The organism is Shewanella sp. HL-SH4 (assembly GCF_051164845.1).
Taxonomy (GTDB): domain Bacteria; phylum Pseudomonadota; class Gammaproteobacteria; order Enterobacterales; family Shewanellaceae; genus Shewanella; species Shewanella glacialimarina.
Genome location: NZ_CP195037.1, coordinates 1,901,221 through 1,922,816 on the forward strand (window position 1 = coordinate 1,901,221; position 21,596 = coordinate 1,922,816).

Sequence of the window (21,596 nt, forward strand, 5' to 3'; positions counted from 1 at the left end):
GAGAATAGGTTTCGCTATTCTTCACGCCAAGTACCATCATTTTTAGGCCTTACCCAAGCTTGTGAAAACCAATAATAGCCTGTTTGGGTTTTACTAGGCACAGTACAATTGTAGCGCTTTCGTCCTGCGGGTAAATCGCGCTTCGCCTGCACAGAAAAAGTATTATCATTAATCCAAATAGCAGGCTGACTTCCCTGGCCCTGCACAAAACACATCATTTGGTGCTTATCAATATCAGTGGTGTCGACGGTTACCTCAAGCAAAGGGCGCCATTGGCCATTTTTTAATTGTGGATCGGTAATGTTTTGCTTAATTACCGGCATGTTCAAGCTGGTAAACTTTAGCTTAAGTTGAGCCAGTTCCGCGTAATCAAAGGCTACCGGGAAACGCGGCAATGCCGTGAGTGATGAATACTGACCTGCGGCACCCGATTGCTGACCCAAGCCGACAAAACCCAACTCATCCAGCAATGAGGTTAACTCAGCATTATATTCACCATATGGATATGCCAGCATTTTCACACTTTGCCCTGTTTGCTGCTTAATTTCAGCCTCTGTTTTCAACAGGTTTTGCCCAACCCGCTGCCGCCATTGCACAGTGGTTTCATTGGCAAGATAGCGAATTAAATGCTCATGCCCCCAACTATGATTCGCAATTGTCGCCCCTTGTTCAGTAAGTTTTTTTATCTGCTGCCAGCTCATCATCCCCTTATATCCTGCATCGATAGGCTTAACAGAGATAAACACAGTAAATGGGAATTGATGCTTAGCTAAAATAGGTGCGGCATTTTCAATAATGCTGTCATAACCATCATCAAAGGTAATAACGATTTGCTTAGGCGATCCAGTTTGCTGCAATTTTATTTGTTCGACTGCCTGAGTCAGTGACATAACCGTAAAGTCGTTATCAGCCAAATATTGCATTTGTTCGGCAAATTGAGCTGGGGTAACTGAGGTACTTTTGGGTGTACTGTCAGACACATGGTGGTATTGTAATATCACCACGGCATTGGCCAATGACGATATAACCCCCGTTAATATTGCGCCCGCCACTAACATGACTTTTTTAAGCATAGTGTTTCCCAAATATGTCTGTGTTTCGTTTACTGTTAAATGGCGATAAAAACCGCCAATTAATGGCGCTGGCCATTCCAATGATTTTATCTAATATCACAGTGCCACTATTAGGTTTAGTGGACACTGCGGTCATTGGTCATCTTGGTGAAGCCTATTACTTAGGCGGAGTGGCGCTGGGCAGTACCATTATTACCTTAATAATATGGTTATTAGGTTTTTTACGTATGTCGACCACAGGGTTAGTGGCACAAGCTTTTGGCGCAAACGATCACCATACCCAGCAGCAATTACTTATTCAAGGGGTCAGTTTAGCGCTTTTACTGGCCTTTTTCGCCCTTCTATTCCAACAGCCGATATTGTCATTAGCGCTGCACTTAACTGAAGCCAGTGAACAAGTACAATTTTATTGTCGTCAGTATGTGGAGATCCGCATTTGGTCATTGCCTTTCGCCTTAACTAACCTAGTGTTATTAGGCTGGCTACTGGGTAGGCAACAACCCAAAGCTGCTATGTGGCAGCTAATTATTGCCAACATTGTTAATATTATTCTAGATGTGGTGTTTGTAATTGGTTTTCAATGGAACGTACAAGGTGCGGCTTTAGCGTCGGTGATCGCTGATATGTGTGCATTTAGTGTGGCGGTAATCATGGTTAAACAGCAACTGCAAAAGCAGCCTGGTTTTACCTGGCCACAGTTAACCCAACACTTAAGCTTTACAGGCTTATCACGCTTACTCACCTTAAACCGCGATATATTCATTCGCAGCTTATGCCTGCAAACGGCATTCAGTTTTATGGCTTTTTATGGCGCAGGGTTAGGTGACGATACCTTAGCCGCTAATGCGGTACTGCTGAATTTATTGATGTTGATATCGTATGCACTCGATGGGGTAGCTTACTACGCCGAAGCAGAAGTTGGCCGCGCTGTAGGACAAAATAACCCCAGCTTATTGTTTGAATCTGTTAGCCTAGCATTTGCCTGGTCAGCGATTATCGCCGTTATTTTCAGTGTCTTCTTTTGGTTGTTTGGTCAATATATTATCAACGCTCTGACCAATATCCCCAGCGTACAACAAACGGCCAGCACCTACCTTATGTGGCTTATCGCCATGCCTATTTTAGCCTTTGGCTGCTATTTATTTGATGGCGTTTATATTGGTGCCGCCCAGGGGCATATTATGCGTAACAGCATGATAATCGCCACCTTTGGGGTTTACTTTCCACTCTGGTGGAGCTTGCAATCCTTTGGCAACCACGCCTTATGGAGCGCATTGTGTGCATTTATGCTATTTCGCAGTATTAGCTTGGGATGGCATTATCATTACCGACTTAAACTAAAATTTGGGTAAATACTCAAAAAGCATTAAACTTTGATGCATTACACGGTAACATCCTGGTTACATGTCAAAATAACAATTTAGTTTGGATATTTAATGAAACGGACTTTAGCTCTTTTTTCCAGTGCATTTGCATTGTTACTCGCTTTGCTTGTCGCACAACCTTCATTTGCCACTCCCTCTACACCACAACAACTGCCTGTTGAAGCTTTTGCCAGCATTCCCGACGTAACCAATGTCACCCTTTCACCTGATGGTAAAAACATTGCAACAGTTGTTCGGTTGGATTTAGATACTCAAAAAGGCTCATTAGTTAATATTTATAATGTTGCTTCTGGTAAGTCAGTTTATCCAGTACAAACTGACAACCAAAAATTCACCATTACCGGCTTATCCTGGGCAAGTAATGACATATTATTTATTTATGCCAAGTTTCCAGCCATACGATATGGCACGCCAACCAATGAATGGCGGTTATTTAAATATTCTATCTCTGAAAATGAATTATCAAGTGTGATTAAACCCATGGTTTTAAAACGCTTTAAATGGGTGCCACAAATTCAATCTGATATTATTGATATGCTCAAAGACGATGATGACCACATTCTGATGCAATTTACTGGATTAGGTAGCAAACCAGAAAATGAAACAGTAATGAAAATTAACCTCACCGACGGCCGCTCAAGTGCTGTGCAATATGCGGTAAAAAATGTCATCGATTGGACGACGGACAAACAACATCGAGTACGAGTCGGCATCTTTCAAGATGACACCCATTATAAAATCATTGAACAAGCCGATAACAATGAAAGCTATCGTACGTTATGGGAATTTGAGGCGTTTGCTGAAGATCAAGTTTGGCCAATGGGCTTCGGTGAAGACCCTAACATTTTATATCTTCAAGCCTACCATGAAGGCTATAAAGCTATTTTCAAAGTGAACCTCACTGATCCTAAACTCACCAAAGAGCTGGTGTTTAAGCGCGATAATCTTGATGTCACTGGGGGGTTAATTTACTCCAAAGTAAAACAACAAATCGTTGGTGTAAGTGATGGTGCTGACTCCGAATACACTTTTTGGGATGAAGAATATATCGCCCTCATTAATGGCTTGAATCAAGTGTTGCCCGACACCCGCAATTTTATTACTCAATACAGTGAAGACGAGCGCAGTTACATTGTATTCTCTACCAGCGCAACCGACTCAGGCACTTATTATTTAGGTAACAGAGATGCCAAAACATTGATCCCTATTGCTTATCGCTACAAAAATTTATTCCCTGAATTAATGGCCAGTACCGAAAGTATTAACTACAAAGCCCGTGATGGTTTAAATATTGAAGGTTTTCTAACAACGCCAAAAAACGCATTAAAAACTAAACTACCCACCATTGTATTCCCCCATGGCGGACCAATTAGTTTCGACAACAATAGTTTTGACTATTGGACCCAATACTTTGCAAATCGCGGCTACGCGGTATTGCGGATGAACTTTAGAGGCTCAGACGGATACGGCTACGACTTTATGAAAGCAGGTATCAAAAACTGGGGGCTTGAAATGCAAACCGACGTAGAAGACGGTACACGCTGGCTTATTGAACAAGGCGTTGCTGACCCTAAAAGAATTTGTATTGCTGGGGCAAGTTATGGAGGCTACGCCGCATTAATGGCCGTTGCAACCACCCAAGATTTATTTCAATGTGCTATTAGTTTTGGTGGTGTGATGGATGTGGAAGACTTAGTCAAGTCACACCGTCGTTACCGCAACTTTGAAATTGTGAAGCAGCAAATTGGCGACGATTATGATGCACTTTATGCCCGCTCCCCTGTCAGTAAAGCCAAAGACATTAATGTGCCAGTGCTATTAATTCACGGCGAGAAAGATCGGGTTGTCGACGTTGAGCACAGTGAAGATATGTTTGATGCATTAACTAAGTACAATAAAAATGTCCAATTTGTTGAGCTTGAAGATGGCGACCATTACCTTAGTGACAATGCTGACAGACTTAAAACCTTTTATGCTATTGAAGCCTTTTTACAAAAGCATTTACCGGTGAACTAATTAAACACCACACGCTATTAGAGTGTTACTTAAGCTAACAGCTTTAAATATGCCCGTATCAACTGCTATGATACGGGCATATTTTTGGCTTTTTAGCCAATCTGCTGGCATCAGACACTCATTAAGAACATTCACAAAAATCGACAAAACAATCAATAAGACACCCTATGACCTCATCAACATTGACAGATTTAATCATCAACGACACCCAAATAGGAACAGGTAAAGCAGTCGAAAAAGGCGCATTAATTACCTGTAAATATACTGGCAAACTAGCCGACGACACTGTGTTTGATAGTTCTGATACATTTCAAGTGGTGATCTCCGCTAAGCGGGTTATACAAGGATGGTACTTAGGCATTATTGGAGACAATCCGATGAAGGTCGGTGGCAAGCGTCAATTGTCAGTGCCAGCAAACCTCGGTTACGGCGAACGTCAAATTGGTGAGAAAATCCCACCTCATTCAGATTTGTTTTTTGAAATTGAATTGCTTGAAGTATTAACCCGTGATGATTAAGTCACGCGACTAATGACATCGCCATTCACGCCTCAGTAATGGTTACGGATAAGTCTACAAACATAATGCGTGATGCTAAGGAATAATATGACTTCTGGCGGCTCGAAAACTAGCCGATCTTTAGCTAAACCCAAACTAAATAACCTCAGCTCGGGGTAAGAGATGAATAAACGGTATTGAAATAGCCAAAATTCAACTGTTTATCCTCAAACTTGAGCTTTGCGCTGTTAACAAGGCGAATTTATGCGTCAATAGCGAGCTATTGCAAATGAATTCAACGCAGTTAGCGGGGCAAAGATCTGTTTGATATACATTTATTATCCCGAGCTGAGGTTAAATATACAGCTCAAAAGCACAAAATCATCATAGGCAAACGCTACTGATAATCTTACATATCAGACTCTATTTTTGCTCGAAAAGTTAGCTAAAACCCACTAAAATCAAGGTTTATACTATAATCTATATACCTTGAAAAAATGTAAGAGTGATAATCATGCTGCCATATTTACAAGCTTTTGATACTCAGTTTAATTTGGAGTTTAGCCTTAGTGATTATCCATTTTTAATCGATAATAGTTACGGTAACGACACTTGTGTAAGCTTTATTTTAAGCAAGGTGATCAATACAGAATATTGTGGGTTGATCATGAAATAGCCGATGAACGTGAAGAAGACTGCGCCCGTTTCACTATCGAATCAGACACCAATGAAGGTAATGATGCTTTCCCCGAAATATACGCTGGTACTGAAGCTGTTAACATCTTTGAGTGCGAAACAAGTGAAGATCTAATAGCTTATCTTAATCTCATTTCCACATAGCGAAACAGCCAGCCACATCATCCTCTGCAACACGCCGTAAACCCATCCATGGGGGCTTGACGAAAACATCCTGTTTTCAACAGTTGCATATGCCTATATGGCAGGCTTGGGTAAGTTCATATGAATTAATACCGTCAATAAATCATCGTTTCCGATGTTTAAAACAAGCCAATGTGACTCATAGTCCGTGGACTCGCCATCTATTATTACTGACAATAAAACTTAGCATTTATTGGGGGTGAAAATATGAGTGGTAATTCATATACCGAAATTGTTGAAGACACTATTGATGGGTTTGATATTTATATAGCCCCTAATCCCGACCAATATAATGAAGGCTATCTTTGGTCAGTGTCGAAAAATAATGAAGAGCTAGATAGCGGGTTAGTTTTTACTGTCGATGATGGTCTTGTTGAAATACGAAACTTCATATTAATGAATTTAGATCCTAATATACCGAAACAATGATTGATAGCTATCCTGTACCTGGTATGATTGCTCCAAATTAACGTTAAAAGTGTTTTTAAGTAATGAAATCAGGTGAAATTCTTGTAATTGACTTGTTTGCGGGGCCTGGCGGATTGGGGGAAGGTATCTCTTCTTGCACTGATGAAAAAGGCCATAAGCCATTTCAAATCGGCGTATCTGTAGAAAAAGAACCTTCAGCACACAAAACACTTACCACTAGAGCTTTATTTAGAAAGCTTGCTAATAATCCTGCGGCTAAACAACATTATTACGATTATGTTCAAGGTAAAATTAGCCGAGAGCAATTGTTTACTTTACACCCTGATGAAGCCCAAGCCGCACAGGAAGAAACGCTGGAAGCTCCTCGAGCTTTAGGCCAAGATAATGAGCTAATTCATGCTCGAATCAGAGAACTTGTAAGCCAGCATAAAGGGCCAAAAATCGTGATTGGTGGCCCACCATGCCAAGCCTATTCACTAGCAGGACGCTCAAGAAATGCCGGTATCAAAGACTACAAAGCAGAAAAAGACGAACGTCACTTTCTGTATATGGAGTACTTAAAGGTACTCACTATCGCGCAACCTGACATTTTCATAATGGAAAACGTTCGAGGCATTTTATCTGCAAAATTGAATGGTAAAGTGATGTTTCCTCAAATCCTTAAAGATCTAAGAAACCCAGGGCGAGTAACAAAGATAAAAGATACTGCAAACTACAAAATTTATTCTTTGGTTGTTAATGCAGAAAATCCTAATAATCCTCAATACCCAAATTCTGCAGATTTTTTAATTCGCTCAGAACAATATGGTATACCTCAAGCGAGACACAGAGTCATTTTGCTCGGTTTACGTGATGATATTAAGGCGACACCACAAGCCTTGACGAAAGCTAAAGAGGCTATAACGGTTAAATCTGTACTTGGTGATCTCCCGCCCTTAAGAAGTGGATTTTCTAAGCAAAAAGATGACACCACTCAATGGCAACACACTGTCACTAAGCACTCAACGCAACTGATAACATTATTTAAAAAGCACTACCCATTAGAAGCGGTCAATGCGTTAGATTTGACACCTATCTCGAATTTACCGCGTTCTTCGACTATTCATGCTGATATTGATAATTGTCAAATCCCTCAACCATTACAAGACTGGCTAATAGATGATGACTTAGGATATGTGCTAAACCATGCAACCCGTGGACATATTGAGGCTGATTTATTGAGATACGCATTTTGTGCTGCACACGCACAATTAAATAATGGAGTATCACCTAAATCACGTGACTTCCCTGAAGAGCTAGCTCCAGAGCATAAAAACTGGACAACAGGCACTCATGCAGATCGTTTCAGGGTTCAATCTGCCAATAAATATGCCACAACTGTAACCAGTCATATATCAAAAGATGGGCACTATTTCGTACATTACGATCCGAAACAATGTAGAAGCTTAACTGTGAGAGAAGCTGCTAGGTTACAAACTTTTCCAGACAATTATTTATTTGAAGGGAACAGAACACAACAATACGTCCAAGTAGGAAATGCTGTGCCACCTTTTTTAGCAAAGAAAATTGGGTTGATCATATTACATATTTTTCAATCAAAATAAATAAGATGAGTAGCACCTATAAATAGAAGCTACTCGACCACTTTTTTATGCTAAATAAAATCAAATCCTTCGCTGTATGCTTTTTGTCTTATTCTTAGCGCTTCGATGCTTTGCTTATCCGAAGGGAAGCCCCCTCCAACATACATCTTATAGCACTTTTCCGGGAGCGATATATTCTTATGATAAGTGGGGTAGCCCTTGGATTTATAAAACACTACGATCGCATTCCATTCTTCCGGCTTGACATCCATTATGCCTGTTTGGGCTTCAATTTGAGATCCTGCTTCATTTATATTCTTGTTATTTTCCTTCTTTTCTTTGATCTCACTACTATTGAGAACGTCAGAAATATCGAGATTGTCCAAATCAAAACTCAAAGCTTTAAACGCTTCCCAGCCTTTTGGTGATTTGCAAAACTCAGAGGGGTTACCTTGCCCACCTCTGAATGCTGGGTCTAATATTTTTTCTCTTACAAATTCACCCAAAACTTCAATTTGCTTTGATAAAGTTGGTGAAATATCTTGATTTTGGAAAATCCTAGAAAGATTAATATCTTTCTTTTGTTGGATCAGTAAGTGTCTCAGGAACGCCAAAGTATAAGTTACTGTCTCTGCCTTAAAACCACTCTCACTCTTGTACCAATTTGATTTGAAGATACTTGAATCAGCACTTTTAAACAAAATGGCTTTTGCTATCAGCTCTCGATAAAACGCATGCTTAAACTGTGTTTCATCATTATCATACTCATCAGAAATAACTTCGCCAAGTAACTTCAAGTTAGCTTGCGCGCCCTTTTTAACTTCATGAGGCTTCATTCGCCAAGTATTCTCGAACTTAGCCATATCTGTTTTTGAAAACTTTTGGCTCGTTGGAAACTCAAGCATGAAGCGATCTTTTTGAGCCTTAGTTAAAGCTCGAACTCTAGTCGTATACTGCCCCCTAGCACGCTCATAAAACCATTTAGTCGACAGCCCTGTTTCACCAGCAGGCATAGGAATAGAAAGTGCAAGTTTTTCTATATTTCTATGGAATGGGTGATTTGAAACTAAGTCAGACTTTTGAATAGAGTTTTGAGTATTCGCATACTGACTGATCCGTGATTTTAAGTTTTCAATTTTTTCTTCATCACGAATGACCGTGAGCTTCATTTGAACAAAAACCTTATCGAGGTCTATATCCTTATACAACTTATCACCGATCCCTCCTTTTTCTCTTGGAGCAAAATAAATCGAAGCGGTTGTCTGTCCTCCATTCACTATTTGAAGATTGTCGAGCTTAGAAATAACCCGAACACCACCAACATTAGTAAATTCAACATGAGTTGCTGTACAAGTTAAACCATTGTTATAGGAGAAGAAGTTCTCAGGCTCTGTCAGTAATGCTTTTCTAATACCGTTGTTTACAGAAGACCGAAAATCTAAGAATGTTCGGACATTCGCCTCAAGCAAACGCTGCCCAAATTCATCATAAATTTCACTTAGAACTTTTCCCGGCATTACACACAAATAAGTAAGAGTATTCTCGTCTTCAGTATTTGCAGGCAAATTATTAAGCCCATTACAAATATTTAGAAAATCTATCGAAAAAGGTTCGTTTTCTGTACCTGATTCAGACAAGGTCTTCAGCCTATCTAAATCCCAAATTTCTATTGAAGTTGGCTTTTCTCTTATTGGCTCAATAGAAACCTTTTTAACACGATCACTCAGTTTTCTTGTACTAAGAACTACTACCCTAAACTTTAAAGCATTTGGCAAATAAAGACTCATAGAACTTGCGATCACTCTATCTGTTGACTCCTCAAGTGAATCTAAAAAGTTCTCATCATCTATTTTTTCGAGAAACCTAGAGACATTCTTTCCCAACTTAACCAAGTCCGTTTTGGTAATAATTTGAATATCTTCACTATCCTCATAATCTGTAATGATCCCACTAAGTGTCCTTTCTAATGGGTTCCAACTATACCCATCGATCTTCATATATTTATTTGAATTTCTGTATGGGTGGTACTCAATATTATCCAAAATCCCTGCCTCTGAAATAGATTCAGAGATTAACTCAAAGAATTTTTCCTCTTCAAAACAAAGTTCCTTTTCAGCTGATAGCTTCACTCCATTTATAAGCTCACTTTTAAACTGTAGTAGCGGTTCCATGCTCAACTATCTCCCTTAATGTTTTTGAAGTTTTATATTTCTCAAGCGAATTTCCATCAATGGTGTATTTAGCTTTCAATATTTTCTCGTGAGGTAAATTTTCCGGTACAATTCTCGGAAAATCATCAGATACCTCATATACTGTCATAGTGATATCTATGAATTTTCTTGCCAATTCAGCATCATTTGCCTTTCCATACTTTTCAGAAATCTTATGCAAGAAATCAGATTTCAGGGCATCATTACCCTTAATTGACGAAATACATTTATCGACTAAATCGGCTACCGTCAGTCCTGATAACTCTATACTCTCATTTATCCTTAGAGCAATTAGGTAAAGAGAATTCGTAACCTTTTGAAGTTGCTCAATTGAAGATATCTTGAGGTCATTATTATCCCCCACAGTACTTGTTTTTATCTCAAAGGCAGCATCGTCAAACGTGAAGTCCTGCTTTTTATTTTCTGGCCCAACCCAAGATTTAAGCGCATCTTCAAAACCGAAACCTTCAACGAAATGACTATGAAATATGAACAACTCCCCCCAAAAACCAATCAGCTCCCGAAAGCCTAATCCTGATCTAGACGGCTTCAAGAATTCACTCCATGAATAAATTCTCAATATAACACTACGAAACAGTTTTAATCCGCTACATGCAGACGAGTATGCAGAGACATCCTTAGCAATAGTGCGAAACTTATCAAACATCTCCGCATCTGTAAGGGTACATACAAGCCGCGTTTTATCTGAAATTTGATCTAACTGAATACCTAGACAATCTAATCTATTAACAATATCAAAATCGAAGCTACCATTTTCTTCTACAAAGAATAAAAAGTTTCCTTCTGCATTAACAGAAACCCAAAATCTAGCATCTTCTTTATACAACCTTCTAGCTGATGACGGGTATGAACCTACATCAATCCCTTCCCAAGGATTATCTTTGAAAAACTCTTGATATCTATTCGTCATCTTCCTCACACTCCATTACCTGCTCTTCATTTAAAACCTTCCATATTTGGTTCACCACATAGGAAACTTTTGTATCTCTAGATATTCGATCAATCTCCCTCTTCGATTTGTCTTTTAGATTTTCAAGCACCGGAAAGGAAATGGAGTAACTAATTGTTGGATCCTTGTGGGGAACGCCAAAAATAACATCGTCATCTTTTTTGGCATTCTTTGGCAAAGTCCCTACCGCTAAAGTGTAAATAATCAGTCCTGGCTGGTTACGCTCTGGATTCCTAATGTAATAAAATGAGTTCGACTCTTTCGTTGCATTATCCGGATCATATAAAAAATACTTTTCGTCATGCTTGTCGCCGATCTCCTGCCTCTCCCAGCAAACAGTATTACCGCTAGCAGACTTCAATAGCTTTCTTTTTGAGGGCTTTATGTCCGGCAGTCTTGGATCTAAAGAAATAACACTTGGCAATTCTGGATCACCTTCTTGAATGGGCTTCTGCGACCACCAAGTTTGTATTTCTTTATTAATATTCTTAATGCAAACGGTAAATTTAGGAAGGTCTTGTTTTTCCAATTTTGAAATATATTGCAGTAATAAACCATCGGATACCTCACCTTCAACGTACTTTGTATTAGAAATAAACTCTTTAATGAGGGCGTGATCAACATCATAGAATACTGTTGAACCATCTTCGGAATCATATCTCTTTAGACCTTTCTCAATTAACCGCCTTATTAAGTTTCGTGTAGTATCCGTGTTTTTCAGATTATTCTCATCTGAAACATAGAACTCATACTTCCTCAGTCTCCGCCCAGCTAAATCTAAAGATCGTGTATGGTTATGAGCTGCATTCATTTTTTGTTTTGCTGTAATTAACAACGCACCAGGATGCTCTCTTACCTTCAACCCGAACTCACCTGGAGTTTTCTTTTGCTCTGACATTCTTTCAAGCTCAAGATAAAGTTCGTCAATTGCGCCCGAGATAAATTCATACCACTCATAAGACTCCTTGGTAATGAACAACTTACATAAATCTTTGTATCCAGGTCTATATCCAAACCAACGGCACATTTGCATTAACGTATCGTATGCTTTTGAGTTCCGAGTGAAATATGAAACCGTAAGACCTTCTAGGGTTAACCCCCTAGAAAGCTTATGCCCTCCAATCACAATCGCCGACAATCCATTCGCTTTGTAAGCTGAATAGTCTAAGCTTTCAGTAGATTTGCCGTGTACAGCAAATACCTTAGTCTTTCCGATAGCTCTTTTTAAATGCGGATAAACATCCTCAAAAGTTTCGTTAATTTCGAAGAATTTGTTAAAACTGTCTTGAATCTCCGAAATCGCTTCGCTCTTTTCTAGAGCTGTCTCCAGAGGATAACCGAGTGCATAATCGGCTGCGTTGCGGATTTCATTCATATACTCATCAACCATTTCGGAAATTTTGTCTTGCAGAACGGTTAAGTGAGTCATGTTTATCAGCATTGTATTATGAGCTTTGGGCGCCCCACGAAGAGACCTTACCGCCACCGTGATTAAATAACACCTAACTGATTCTTTTAACGATTCAGGCAAAACACCCAGAGGAGTATCTTTCTTACTTTTTGCTGGTAGGAGCTTTTCATTATCGTCAACGATGACTACCGGATCTCCTTTAGTGTCGTTATTAGGCTGGAAAAAGTGCTTTTGCCCCACATAACTATCAGGAGTTGGTATTCTGATCATAAAATCAGCTGGAAAGAGATCGTCACCGATATTTATATGTTCTTCGTCTGGATTAATAAATATATTTGCAAATGGAGTTGCGGTGTAACCAATATAAGTAGACCGATTAAAAAGAGATAAAATCTTTCTTATATTGTTATTGATTGCAGTAATATCACCTTTTTCGTGCTTGGTATTTATTGACGCATAGTCAGCTTCATCATCAATTAACAACAGTTGAGAGTTTAGTTTTTGTCCTGCTTCAACATCTAGACTATGTTTTTCTGCGATCCATTCGTATAAATTATTTAGTACCGACGCCCATTTTTTTATAACAAAAACTATTGGAGCTTCTATTGAAAAATGAATGCCAAAACTATTGGCTACATTTTTTTTGAAGTCACCTTCTGTTGTCGTTAAGTAAACAGCTCTTAAGTTTTCATCTCTGTATTTTCCAACTCCAATAGGAAGGCCGCTTTCATACCTCTTTTTAGACTCTCTACCGATTACCCCCTCATCCAACCGCTCTTGTGTCTGCGTTCTCAGCTCGTTGAGGTGGCCGCCTAATACGACAATAACTTTGTATCCAGAGTCTATAGCTTTGTTAATTAAACCTAGATAGTTTTGCGTCTTACCAGACTGCACATTCCCCATTACTAGTCCTCGGCGATTCCACTTTCCCTCTTTATGTGGATCTCCCGAACAATCTAGTATTTCATCAATAGTTCTTTCTGTTTCCTTGATAATATCTAAAGAACGGCCCTGATCAATTAGGTACTCTTTATAGGCCTTCCAGTAGTCCCACTCTAATTCACCGCGCTTATGATCCAGCCATCTTTCAACTGTTGGACTTGCTAAAATAATCGGGTGTTCGTCAATCTCGACATTTATATTTGTCTCGATTTTAAACTTTATAGTTTTCCAATCATCTTCACTAAACGCCTTATACTGTGGAAGCATAAATTTTAGATGCTCGATAGTCTTTCCTATGAACCCCTCATCAACTTTTTGTCCGGAGGCCTTAGCTTCGTTAAAAATTCGAAGAAGTGTATTGGTACAATCTTCAACCGCTACTGGTTCCATAATGCTTTAAATCCTTCTAGTAAATCATCATAGCTAATATCATTCTGGTTAATTTTATTTGGCTCTGAAGACATTTTTTCATAGATATGATGAATGGGTATTTCTTCTGACAAATGCGTCAAATACCCAATAAGATCGGAAACTTGTTCTTTATCCAGAGTTACTAATAACTTCTTTAAAAGAGTGTTATCTTTCGATATTTCATAGCTAATACTCTTATCTCTTTCATTTTCATTTACCTTCCAGAACGCGTTAGCTTCTTCTAAACGCCCTCTGTAACGGTAAGTTTTTTGGGACCTTTTTATTGGCTCTCTAATCAACTGTTTAAGTTTGACTTTTACTTTATGTGGGATCTCAAGCGATGATTTCTTAACATCTGTAGACCATTCTTCATCTAAGCTGGTAGGTACATTTACCTCAACCCTAGCCAACTTTCCAAGTTGTGACAGCCTAGTCAGGCCAAACCATCCCCCAGAGATAATAAGTCTGTTTGCTCTATAAACATATAAACCTTGATTGGCTGTTATTTGGTCTGATCCACCTAAATTATCGAGGTCAGTTTTTGTCAATTTAGATTCATGAGGCAATATGTGGACCCTAAGGTCAATACTCCCTCCCTTTTTAACTCTAAATTTTTGTGATGGGCCTTCTTGGTAACCGTTTCTACTTCTCAAGAAGGGATCGAAATGCTCTAGCTTCTGAAAATTAAAATAAAATCTTATCGCTCGCTTTCCTTCCATAAATTTGTGAAAGTGCAATCGAACATAACTTTTGAGGCTAGCTAGATCTTGACCCAAGATTGTCTGAAGTTCAGCAATTGGATAACCATTATATTTGCTAATATTTTCCCATATTACAGCTGTTCCTGATGCTCCAAACTTAATGTTAAACTTCAAACATAATTCATCTGTTTCTTTCTCAGTGTGCTTAATTAATTTCCACGCATTTGCATTCTCGACTAAATCTAAATCCCAAGTGGCACTCTGAATATTGGATTTTTCACTCTTACTAATAACAGTTAGCTTTCTCGCTTGAGAAAAACTAGCCATCTTCATCCCTGAACCAAACCGCCCTAAATCAAACTCATCTCTGATATCTGACGGGTCTTTACATCCTATTCTCATAGAGTTAATTAGCGTACATTCATCCATTCCCTGACCATCATCTTTGATAACCAATACCGCATTTTCTTCCACAACATCCATCTCAAAAAAGATATTTTGAGAATCTGCCGTGACTGAGTTATCAATAATGTCACTTATCGCAGAATTCAGGTTATACCCAATTCTTGATAGCGTCTTGATATGGGATTTAGGGTTTGGCGATAGGTCAATATGTTCAGGCACGAATAATTTCCTCCCAAGAAATATCCCAGTAACTAATAACCCTAGAAAGCGCCAGATTTTCTCTAAGATCTAAACCGTCAGCCGATGCTGTTTCAGTCGCAATCTTCAGTGCTAAAAGTCTGTCCTCTAAACCAGCTATTTTGTCGCAGTAATTTTCAAGTAGAAGATCCTCTTCAAAAAACTCTTCTATCCAAAAATCAATTTTCTTCTGTTCTAAACTTGGGAAATTTAATAGTGATGACTTAACAAGTTGCTCTTCCTCCTCCTCCGATAAAACACCATCGTTACAGGCGACGTATAGAGCTATCTTGATAATATTTTCTTCGTAAACCATATATAAGTTTCTCCACATATCCTTGTAAGCCTATAAATTCCATTCCACTTAAGCTAGCATCACTCCTCTTGTTCTCATGTGTATCTAGGGGCAGTCGTTCTTTACTGTATAAATTTAATTCTACAATATAATGGCAGTCACACCATTGAAAACCCCAGCCAGACCATACTACTTCAGCCCCTTAATTAGAACCACAAACAACTGATAATTATGAGTAATATTTTATTCTAGCAAAGGAGTTTTCAACTAGATAGAGATATTTATAAAGGCACCAACCGAAACTAGGCTGTCTGTATTTTGACCACAATACTGCTTGGGTAACTGAGATATAGTAGCCAAGCAAAATTGGCAACGATTTATAGTCATTCCAATATAAAAGTTCTGACGTCTTCGACTGGCATCAGTATCAGCCAAAAGCCACTCATTCTAATGTTGGTTATTTAAGTTACACTATAAATAAATTAGTAAGGTGTAACTTAGGCAAATAAATATCAACATAGAACTAGTGTTTTGCAGACTCTTAATCGTATTTTAAAGGAACTAGCAATACTCATTCATCATTAATGGTAAGTGTCAAAAAATACCTTGTACTTCTACCGCCCGTGCCAGTTTTGACCAAACATTGCTGCTCGACTAATTGAGCTAAATGACGTGTTACAGTGGCAACACTGGCTTGAGCCACTTTTTGATATTGCCGACGACTTATTGCGTCAGTTAAAGCCCCGCCCGACTAGTCAAAAAACACTTTTATACGCATAAAAGTGTAACTTATTTACACTTTTACGCGCATAAAAGTGTAAAAGTGCGTACTTTTATGTTTATAATGGCCACTAACATTAATTACCGTCGGTTAAAGGCTTTATGAAACGAACTCTACTCAATTCGTTAATGACGTGGAAAAGCCAACCGGAGCGTAAGCCATTACTGATTGATGGTGCTCGCCAAACGGGTAAAACGTTTCTCCTGCAAATACTGTTTGGTAACACATTCGCCAATACGCTGCGTATCGACTTTCTAGAAAACCCTGCTTTTAAAGAAGCATTCGAAAGCTCACTCGCACCTGACGAGTTATTAACAAACATTGAACTGATCACTGGCCAAAGCTTTAACCCAGAAACAGACTTACTTATTCTTGACGAAATCGGCGAGTGCGAGCGCGCTGTCACATCACTCAAATATTTCGCCGAAAAAGCCCCGACTTACTTTGTCGCGGCAAGCGGATCAAACATTGGTTTATTAAATACTTTCCCTGTTGGGAAAGTTGAACAGTACTATTTACGTCCATTAACGTTCAAAGAATTTGTTTATGCCTCTGAAGAAACGGCGCTAATTAAGGCATTTGACACCCAAGCAAATTCGACGACCGCACACCACATACTAATGGACAAACTCACTGATTATTTCTTTACCGGTGGTATGCCTGAGGCTGTGGCGGCTTGGTATCAATATAAAAATGTCAGCATATTAGAACGTGTTGCAAAGGTATCAAAAATACATGCTGACTTGGTAGAAGGTTACCGACGAGATTTTGGTAAATACGCGGGGAAAGTTGATGCGACCTTGATTGAGTCAGTGTTTAGTAGCATCCCTGCACAGCTCTCTATCGTGATGGATGAGTCGGTTAAGCGCTTTAAATTCAAAAATGTCTACCAACGTAAATCACGTTATAGCGATTTTGAAAACGCGATTCACTGGTTACTTCGTTGTCGCTTGGCACTGGCTAACTATCCGATTGAAGGGGCGCCTAAATCACCACTTGCCGCCTATAAAAAAGACAATATGATTAAACTATTTTTGTTTGATATTGGGCTACTCAGCCATATGCTTGGCAGTAGTTACAAAGAAATAAAACAGCAAAGTTATGAGTACAAAGGGTATGTTGCCGAAAACTTTGTCCAGCAAGAACTGACGGCTATGGGTGTTGACCCTAGCTACTCTTGGAATGATGCTCGAGCAGAAATAGAGTTTATTGTGACTAATGATGCTGGTGCTATTTTCCCTATCGAAGTCAAAAGTGGTAAACGTACGCGCGCTAAATCTCTTGCGTCATATATCGAAAAGTGCGATCCAAGCAAAACATTCAAGCTTACCGGAACACAAGGATCTTCAGCACTAGAGAAAGAACATATCGTCATGCCGTTATATTACACTCAATATTTACCGACAAAATGGTAGCGTTAGGTTACTACTCGTAAATGGTGTAACCCGTAATTTATATCGCCGATTAATATATATGTTTATCGTTCAATAACCCAATGCGACTTAATTAATGACATCTAAGCTGACTGAATTATCTACATCACCACAAGCCGCTTTGCCTAAAGCCGCTTTACCTAAACCCACTGTGGCAAATAAACAGGCCAATAAAGTGTTTATTATTGGCCTACCCCGAACCGGCACAACTAGCGTGAGTGTGGGTTTACTTGAGCAAGGCTTAACGGTTGCTCACCAGGCCTTTACTAAGCAGGCGTTTATGTTGGCCGATGTGGTGTCTGATGCACCCTGTTTTAGTGATTATCAACAACTTGATGCGCTATTTCCCAGCGCTAAGTTTGTTTATTTAGACAGGCCAATGGATAAATGGCTGCCGTCGATGCAGATGTTATTAACTAAGATGATGGTGCATTTAGACAAGGACAATGGCCGTTTTCATCCGGTGATGAAGCGTAGTTTTAATCATTGTTTTGATATATGGCAGGCTGAAGATGTATGTGATGAGGCACATTTAACAGGGTGTTATTTACGCCACCAGCAGCAAGTAAGCGATTACTTTGCGGGGCGGGATAACTTTATCAGTATTGATATTGGTCAGCCGAACAGCTTGCAAACCTTATTGACCTTTTTAGGGATAAAAGATGACGATGCTATCGACTTCCCTGTGCTTAATGTCGGGCGTAACGTGGCCAGCTGGGATGAATATAAACATCCGCATAAAATCAGTAGCAATGCAGCAGGCCCTGATAAACGAAAATTTTTTGATTACACCTTATCTAAACCATAATAGCCATGGCTTAAGTCACCTTAGCTCAATGTATTATTCGTCTGCGTTTTCGTGAGGTTTTCGCTTTACGATCCGCTTGGTTACGGTAAGCCAATCTAAACTCACCCCTGATATGGCACTAAAGCCCTTAATACGGAATATGAGTTGTAAAAATTGCGGCCTTGGCCGAATTTTAGGTTCAATAGAGCGCGGAATAAACCATAACGAGACCATACAGCGCATCACAGTAGACACAATAAACACCACAAATATCGGGCTAGATAACCATTGATTAAGTCCGGTGAATACCAAGAAGTCATTCGCATAGGTGGCAATAAACCCGCCGACCATCGCGCCAACAAACACAAAACCAGCACTTAATGATGCTTGTAATGCGGCATAGGTTGCAAAGTCACTGCGAAAAGGTCGTATGTCGTATAAGTAATTAGCGGTACAAAGGGTAAAACCGCTCCAGGCTAAGCCTGAAAAAACTTGCAGGCCGATAATATATCCATAGTGATCAGAAAAAATCCACAGCAATGGCAAACAAGGGATCAAACAGCTAGTGATTATCATCACAATTCTATTGCCGTATAAATCACTGAAGCGCCCCCAAAACCGCAAGGTAACAAACTGGGTGAAAATGGAGGCGACACTGGCGAACACAAATTCTAAATAGGTAAAATGTAAGTCTTCTAACATATAAACCGCAAAAAACGGTGCAGATATCGCCACCATACATTGCATACCTGCGACAAATAAACTGTATTGACGGAAAACCTTATCTGCCCAAGCACTGCGAAAGTTGACCAATGTCTGGGTAAAATAGCCTTTCTCTTTCGCGCAGCAAGGTTCAGGGTCATGCATTTGCAGTAATAACCATGCAGAGACTAATCGTCCCATAAAGGCGATTGAAAACAGCAAACTAAACCCTAGCCAGGCCATTTGATAACTGTCGGTAAGACTTAAAATACCGCCGCCAACAAAGAATACACTCAAGGACGCTGCCATGGTTAATCTGGTGCGGGCAGCAAAAAAGGCTCCCCGACGTTTGTCGGGCACTATCGCCCCCATCCATGCGCGCCAATGGGGCTGAATCAAGTTAATAAAACCTTGGTATAACACCGCCAAACCAATAAACATCCACACTGCATTGTCAGGCCTGAGGGCGGCGACTAATCCCATTGCCAATACCACCAGCGCTTGCAATATCGCTGATGTAACAATAAAAAGTTTACGGCTAAAGTGGCTGGCTAACCACACTGACAATAACTGCGATATCGCACCAAATAATTGCGGCAGTCCGGTAACAAAACCCATTTGCCCCATGCTTGCGCCTAAAAATATGGCATAGGCATTAAAAAAGTTATCACTGGTGGCGGTCATGGTTGATGACGCTATGGCTTCTTGTTGAGAACGGCGCAACGTCCGTCGCAGCCACGACAATCTATCGCGACTGCGTGAACAAGGGTTAGTGCTGCTAGACGAATGTTCTAAAGCCATAAGATGTATGAATGCATGCCATTGATAAGTGATTGATTACGATTACTGATTAACCTTACTTTTTAAAATTATGGCTGATAAGTGCCCTGCTAACAATCTATAATGATCACATAATCCGCTATTATCATTGTAAGCTTTTATGTTTACAGTGCTGTTTGAGCCCTATAAACATAAAAGCCCTGCTGGTATCCACCAGCAGGGCTTTTTTGATAAATAACGCTATAGTTACGCTTTTTTAGCCGCTATTGCAGCTTGCACTTGGTTAACTGCGGTACCACCTAGTACATCACGTTTTTCTAAACACGCTTTGATGGTTAAATTAGGATAAACATCATCACTGATCACTCTGGCAAACTGTTGCAGCTGTGCCACGCTTAAGTCTTCAATCGGCTTTTGCTGACCAATGGCAAATACCACCACCTCGCCCACTACATGATGTGCTTCACGGAACGGCATGCCTTTGGCGACAAGGTAGTCAGCTAGCTCAGTCGCGTTAGCATAACCTTGTTGAGCTGCCACTAGTGCTTGCGGGCGATTAACTTTTAAGCCCGACAACACTAATGCGGCCATGTCTAAACAAATTGCCCAACTGTCGACCACATCAAACAAGCCTTCTTTGTCTTCTTGCATGTCTTTATTGTATGCCAATGGCAAGGCTTTCATTGTGGTTAAAATACCCATTAAGCTGCCATATACACGGCCGGTTTTACCTCGAATAAGCTCTAAGGCATCCGGGTTTTTCTTTTGCGGCATCAATGATGAGCCAGAAGTGACTTCGTCGGCTAATGAGATAAAATTCGCTTCGCCAGAGTTGAAGAAAATTAAGTCTTCAGCCATACGGCTTAAATGCATCATGCTGATTGACGCTGCGCTACATAATTCCACCACGTGATCGCGATCTGACACGCTGTCTAAGCTATTCAGTGTTGGGCGAGCAAAGTTTAACGCTGACGCTAACGCATGGCGATCTATCGGGTAGGCTGTACCAGCAAGTGCACCAGAACCTAGCGGGCATGAATCGGCACGCCCCAATGCATCTTGCAGGCGGCTAATGTCACGTTCATACATTTCAACATAGGCTAACGCCCAGTGACCGAATGTTACCGGTTGTGCACGCTGTAAGTGGGTGTAACCTGGCATAACGGCATCGACTTCACGTTCTGCTAAAGCAATTAACTCCGCATGCAATGTACCTAAACGAGCCAGCAGTGCTGCACCTTCTTTTTTACACCACAGTTTTAAATCGGTAGCAACCTGGTCGTTACGTGAACGGCCAGTATGGAGTTTTTTACCTAAGTCACCCACTTTGGCAATTAGCTTTTGTTCAACAAAGCTGTGAATATCTTCGGCGCCGTTGCTGATAATGGCTTGCGGATCGTTCCCCACTTCGACCAGTAATTCATTTAATGCCGCTTTTAAATCACTACATTCTTTGGCTGTAATAATACCTACGCTAGCAATGGCATCTGCCCAGGCAATTGAACCGACAACGTCCTGCTCAAATAAACGGTAATCGACTGGCAATGAGTCATTAAATAATTTGAAAAGTGCACTGGTTTCGCCTTGAAATCTTCCGCCCCATAACGCCATGTCGGTATCCTCTTTTTTGCTATTCAATTAAGTCGATTAGATCAATATTGTCTTCTTG

Annotated in this window: 16 protein-coding genes and 1 pseudogene; 8 read left to right on the forward strand and 9 right to left on the reverse strand. The window is 40.0% G+C overall.

The features are described 5' to 3' along the window. Positions 1-14: 14 nt before the first annotated feature. A complete protein-coding gene (locus ACRWQL_RS09270; protein ID WP_434953216.1) occupies positions 15-1,073 on the reverse strand; it encodes a polysaccharide deacetylase family protein in 1,059 nt (352 codons plus the stop codon). Between the two features lie 14 nt (positions 1,074-1,087). On the opposite strand from ACRWQL_RS09270, the gene dinF reads away from it, so the two are divergent. From dinF to ACRWQL_RS09300, 6 genes are all read left to right on the forward strand, one after another. After that, the gene (dinF, locus tag ACRWQL_RS09275; RefSeq protein WP_434953217.1) at positions 1,088-2,425 is read left to right on the forward strand and encodes an MATE family efflux transporter DinF; all 1,338 of its coding nucleotides are present in this window, start codon (positions 1,088-1,090) and stop codon (positions 2,423-2,425) included. Positions 2,426-2,509: 84 nt separating this feature from the next. Further along, the gene (locus ACRWQL_RS09280; protein WP_434953218.1) at positions 2,510-4,474 is read left to right on the forward strand and encodes an alpha/beta fold hydrolase; all 1,965 of its coding nucleotides are present in this window, start codon (positions 2,510-2,512) and stop codon (positions 4,472-4,474) included. A 167-nt stretch (positions 4,475-4,641) separates the two neighbouring features. After that, positions 4,642-4,992: an FKBP-type peptidyl-prolyl cis-trans isomerase gene (locus ACRWQL_RS09285; RefSeq protein ID WP_434953219.1), complete on the forward strand. Its 351-nt coding sequence runs from the start codon at positions 4,642-4,644 to the stop codon at positions 4,990-4,992. Positions 4,993-5,583: 591 nt separating this feature from the next. Continuing rightward, a complete protein-coding gene (locus ACRWQL_RS09290) occupies positions 5,584-5,811 on the forward strand; it encodes a hypothetical protein (RefSeq protein WP_434953220.1) in 228 nt (75 codons plus the stop codon). 246 nt (positions 5,812-6,057) lie between these two features. Then, positions 6,058-6,279, forward strand: coding sequence for a hypothetical protein (locus ACRWQL_RS09295; protein WP_434953221.1), 222 nt, complete (start codon positions 6,058-6,060; stop codon positions 6,277-6,279). 62 nt (positions 6,280-6,341) lie between these two features. Continuing rightward, complete coding sequence (locus ACRWQL_RS09300; protein WP_434953223.1) at positions 6,342-7,883, forward strand: DNA cytosine methyltransferase; 1,542 nt, start codon at positions 6,342-6,344, stop codon at positions 7,881-7,883. A 50-nt stretch (positions 7,884-7,933) separates the two neighbouring features. Here ACRWQL_RS09300 and ACRWQL_RS09305 read toward each other — a convergent pair whose 3' ends face one another. The 6 genes and pseudogenes from ACRWQL_RS09305 to ACRWQL_RS09330 all read right to left on the reverse strand — a co-directional run. Beyond that, positions 7,934-10,033: an AIPR family protein gene (locus tag ACRWQL_RS09305; protein WP_434953224.1), complete on the reverse strand. Its 2,100-nt coding sequence runs from the start codon at positions 10,031-10,033 to the stop codon at positions 7,934-7,936. Then, positions 10,011-11,003, reverse strand: a complete 993-nt coding sequence (locus tag ACRWQL_RS09310; protein WP_434953226.1) for a PD-(D/E)XK motif protein — start codon at positions 11,001-11,003, stop codon at positions 10,011-10,013. The genes ACRWQL_RS09305 and ACRWQL_RS09310 overlap by 23 nt, the downstream gene beginning before the upstream one ends. After that, positions 10,993-13,785: a Z1 domain-containing protein gene (locus ACRWQL_RS09315; protein ID WP_434953227.1), complete on the reverse strand. Its 2,793-nt coding sequence runs from the start codon at positions 13,783-13,785 to the stop codon at positions 10,993-10,995. The genes ACRWQL_RS09310 and ACRWQL_RS09315 overlap by 11 nt, the downstream gene beginning before the upstream one ends. Further along, entirely contained in the window at positions 13,773-15,131 is a 1,359-nt protein-coding gene (locus ACRWQL_RS09320) for an ATP-binding protein (protein ID WP_434953228.1), read from the reverse strand. Before ACRWQL_RS09320 ends, ACRWQL_RS09315 begins: the two co-directional genes overlap by 13 nt. Beyond that, positions 15,124-15,465, reverse strand: a complete 342-nt coding sequence (locus ACRWQL_RS09325; RefSeq protein ID WP_434953230.1) for a hypothetical protein — start codon at positions 15,463-15,465, stop codon at positions 15,124-15,126. Before ACRWQL_RS09325 ends, ACRWQL_RS09320 begins: the two co-directional genes overlap by 8 nt. A 214-nt stretch (positions 15,466-15,679) precedes the next feature. Then, a pseudogene (locus ACRWQL_RS09330) lies at positions 15,680-15,795 on the reverse strand (IS5/IS1182 family transposase); the annotation flags it as partial. 531 nt (positions 15,796-16,326) lie between these two features. On the opposite strand from ACRWQL_RS09330, the gene ACRWQL_RS09335 reads away from it, so the two are divergent. Together ACRWQL_RS09335 and ACRWQL_RS09340 are read left to right on the forward strand one after the other, a co-directional pair. Next, a complete protein-coding gene (locus ACRWQL_RS09335; RefSeq protein ID WP_434953231.1) occupies positions 16,327-17,640 on the forward strand; it encodes an ATP-binding protein in 1,314 nt (437 codons plus the stop codon). A 94-nt stretch (positions 17,641-17,734) separates the two neighbouring features. After that, entirely contained in the window at positions 17,735-18,466 is a 732-nt protein-coding gene (locus tag ACRWQL_RS09340) for a sulfotransferase (protein ID WP_434953232.1), read from the forward strand. Positions 18,467-18,499: 33 nt separating this feature from the next. Here ACRWQL_RS09340 and ACRWQL_RS09345 read toward each other — a convergent pair whose 3' ends face one another. Together ACRWQL_RS09345 and argH are read right to left on the reverse strand one after the other, a co-directional pair. Next, positions 18,500-19,948, reverse strand: coding sequence for an MFS transporter (locus ACRWQL_RS09345; RefSeq protein ID WP_434953233.1), 1,449 nt, complete (start codon positions 19,946-19,948; stop codon positions 18,500-18,502). Positions 19,949-20,173: 225 nt separating this feature from the next. Then, positions 20,174-21,538, reverse strand: a complete 1,365-nt coding sequence (gene argH, locus ACRWQL_RS09350; RefSeq protein WP_434953234.1) for an argininosuccinate lyase — start codon at positions 21,536-21,538, stop codon at positions 20,174-20,176. Positions 21,539-21,596 lie beyond the last annotated feature (58 nt).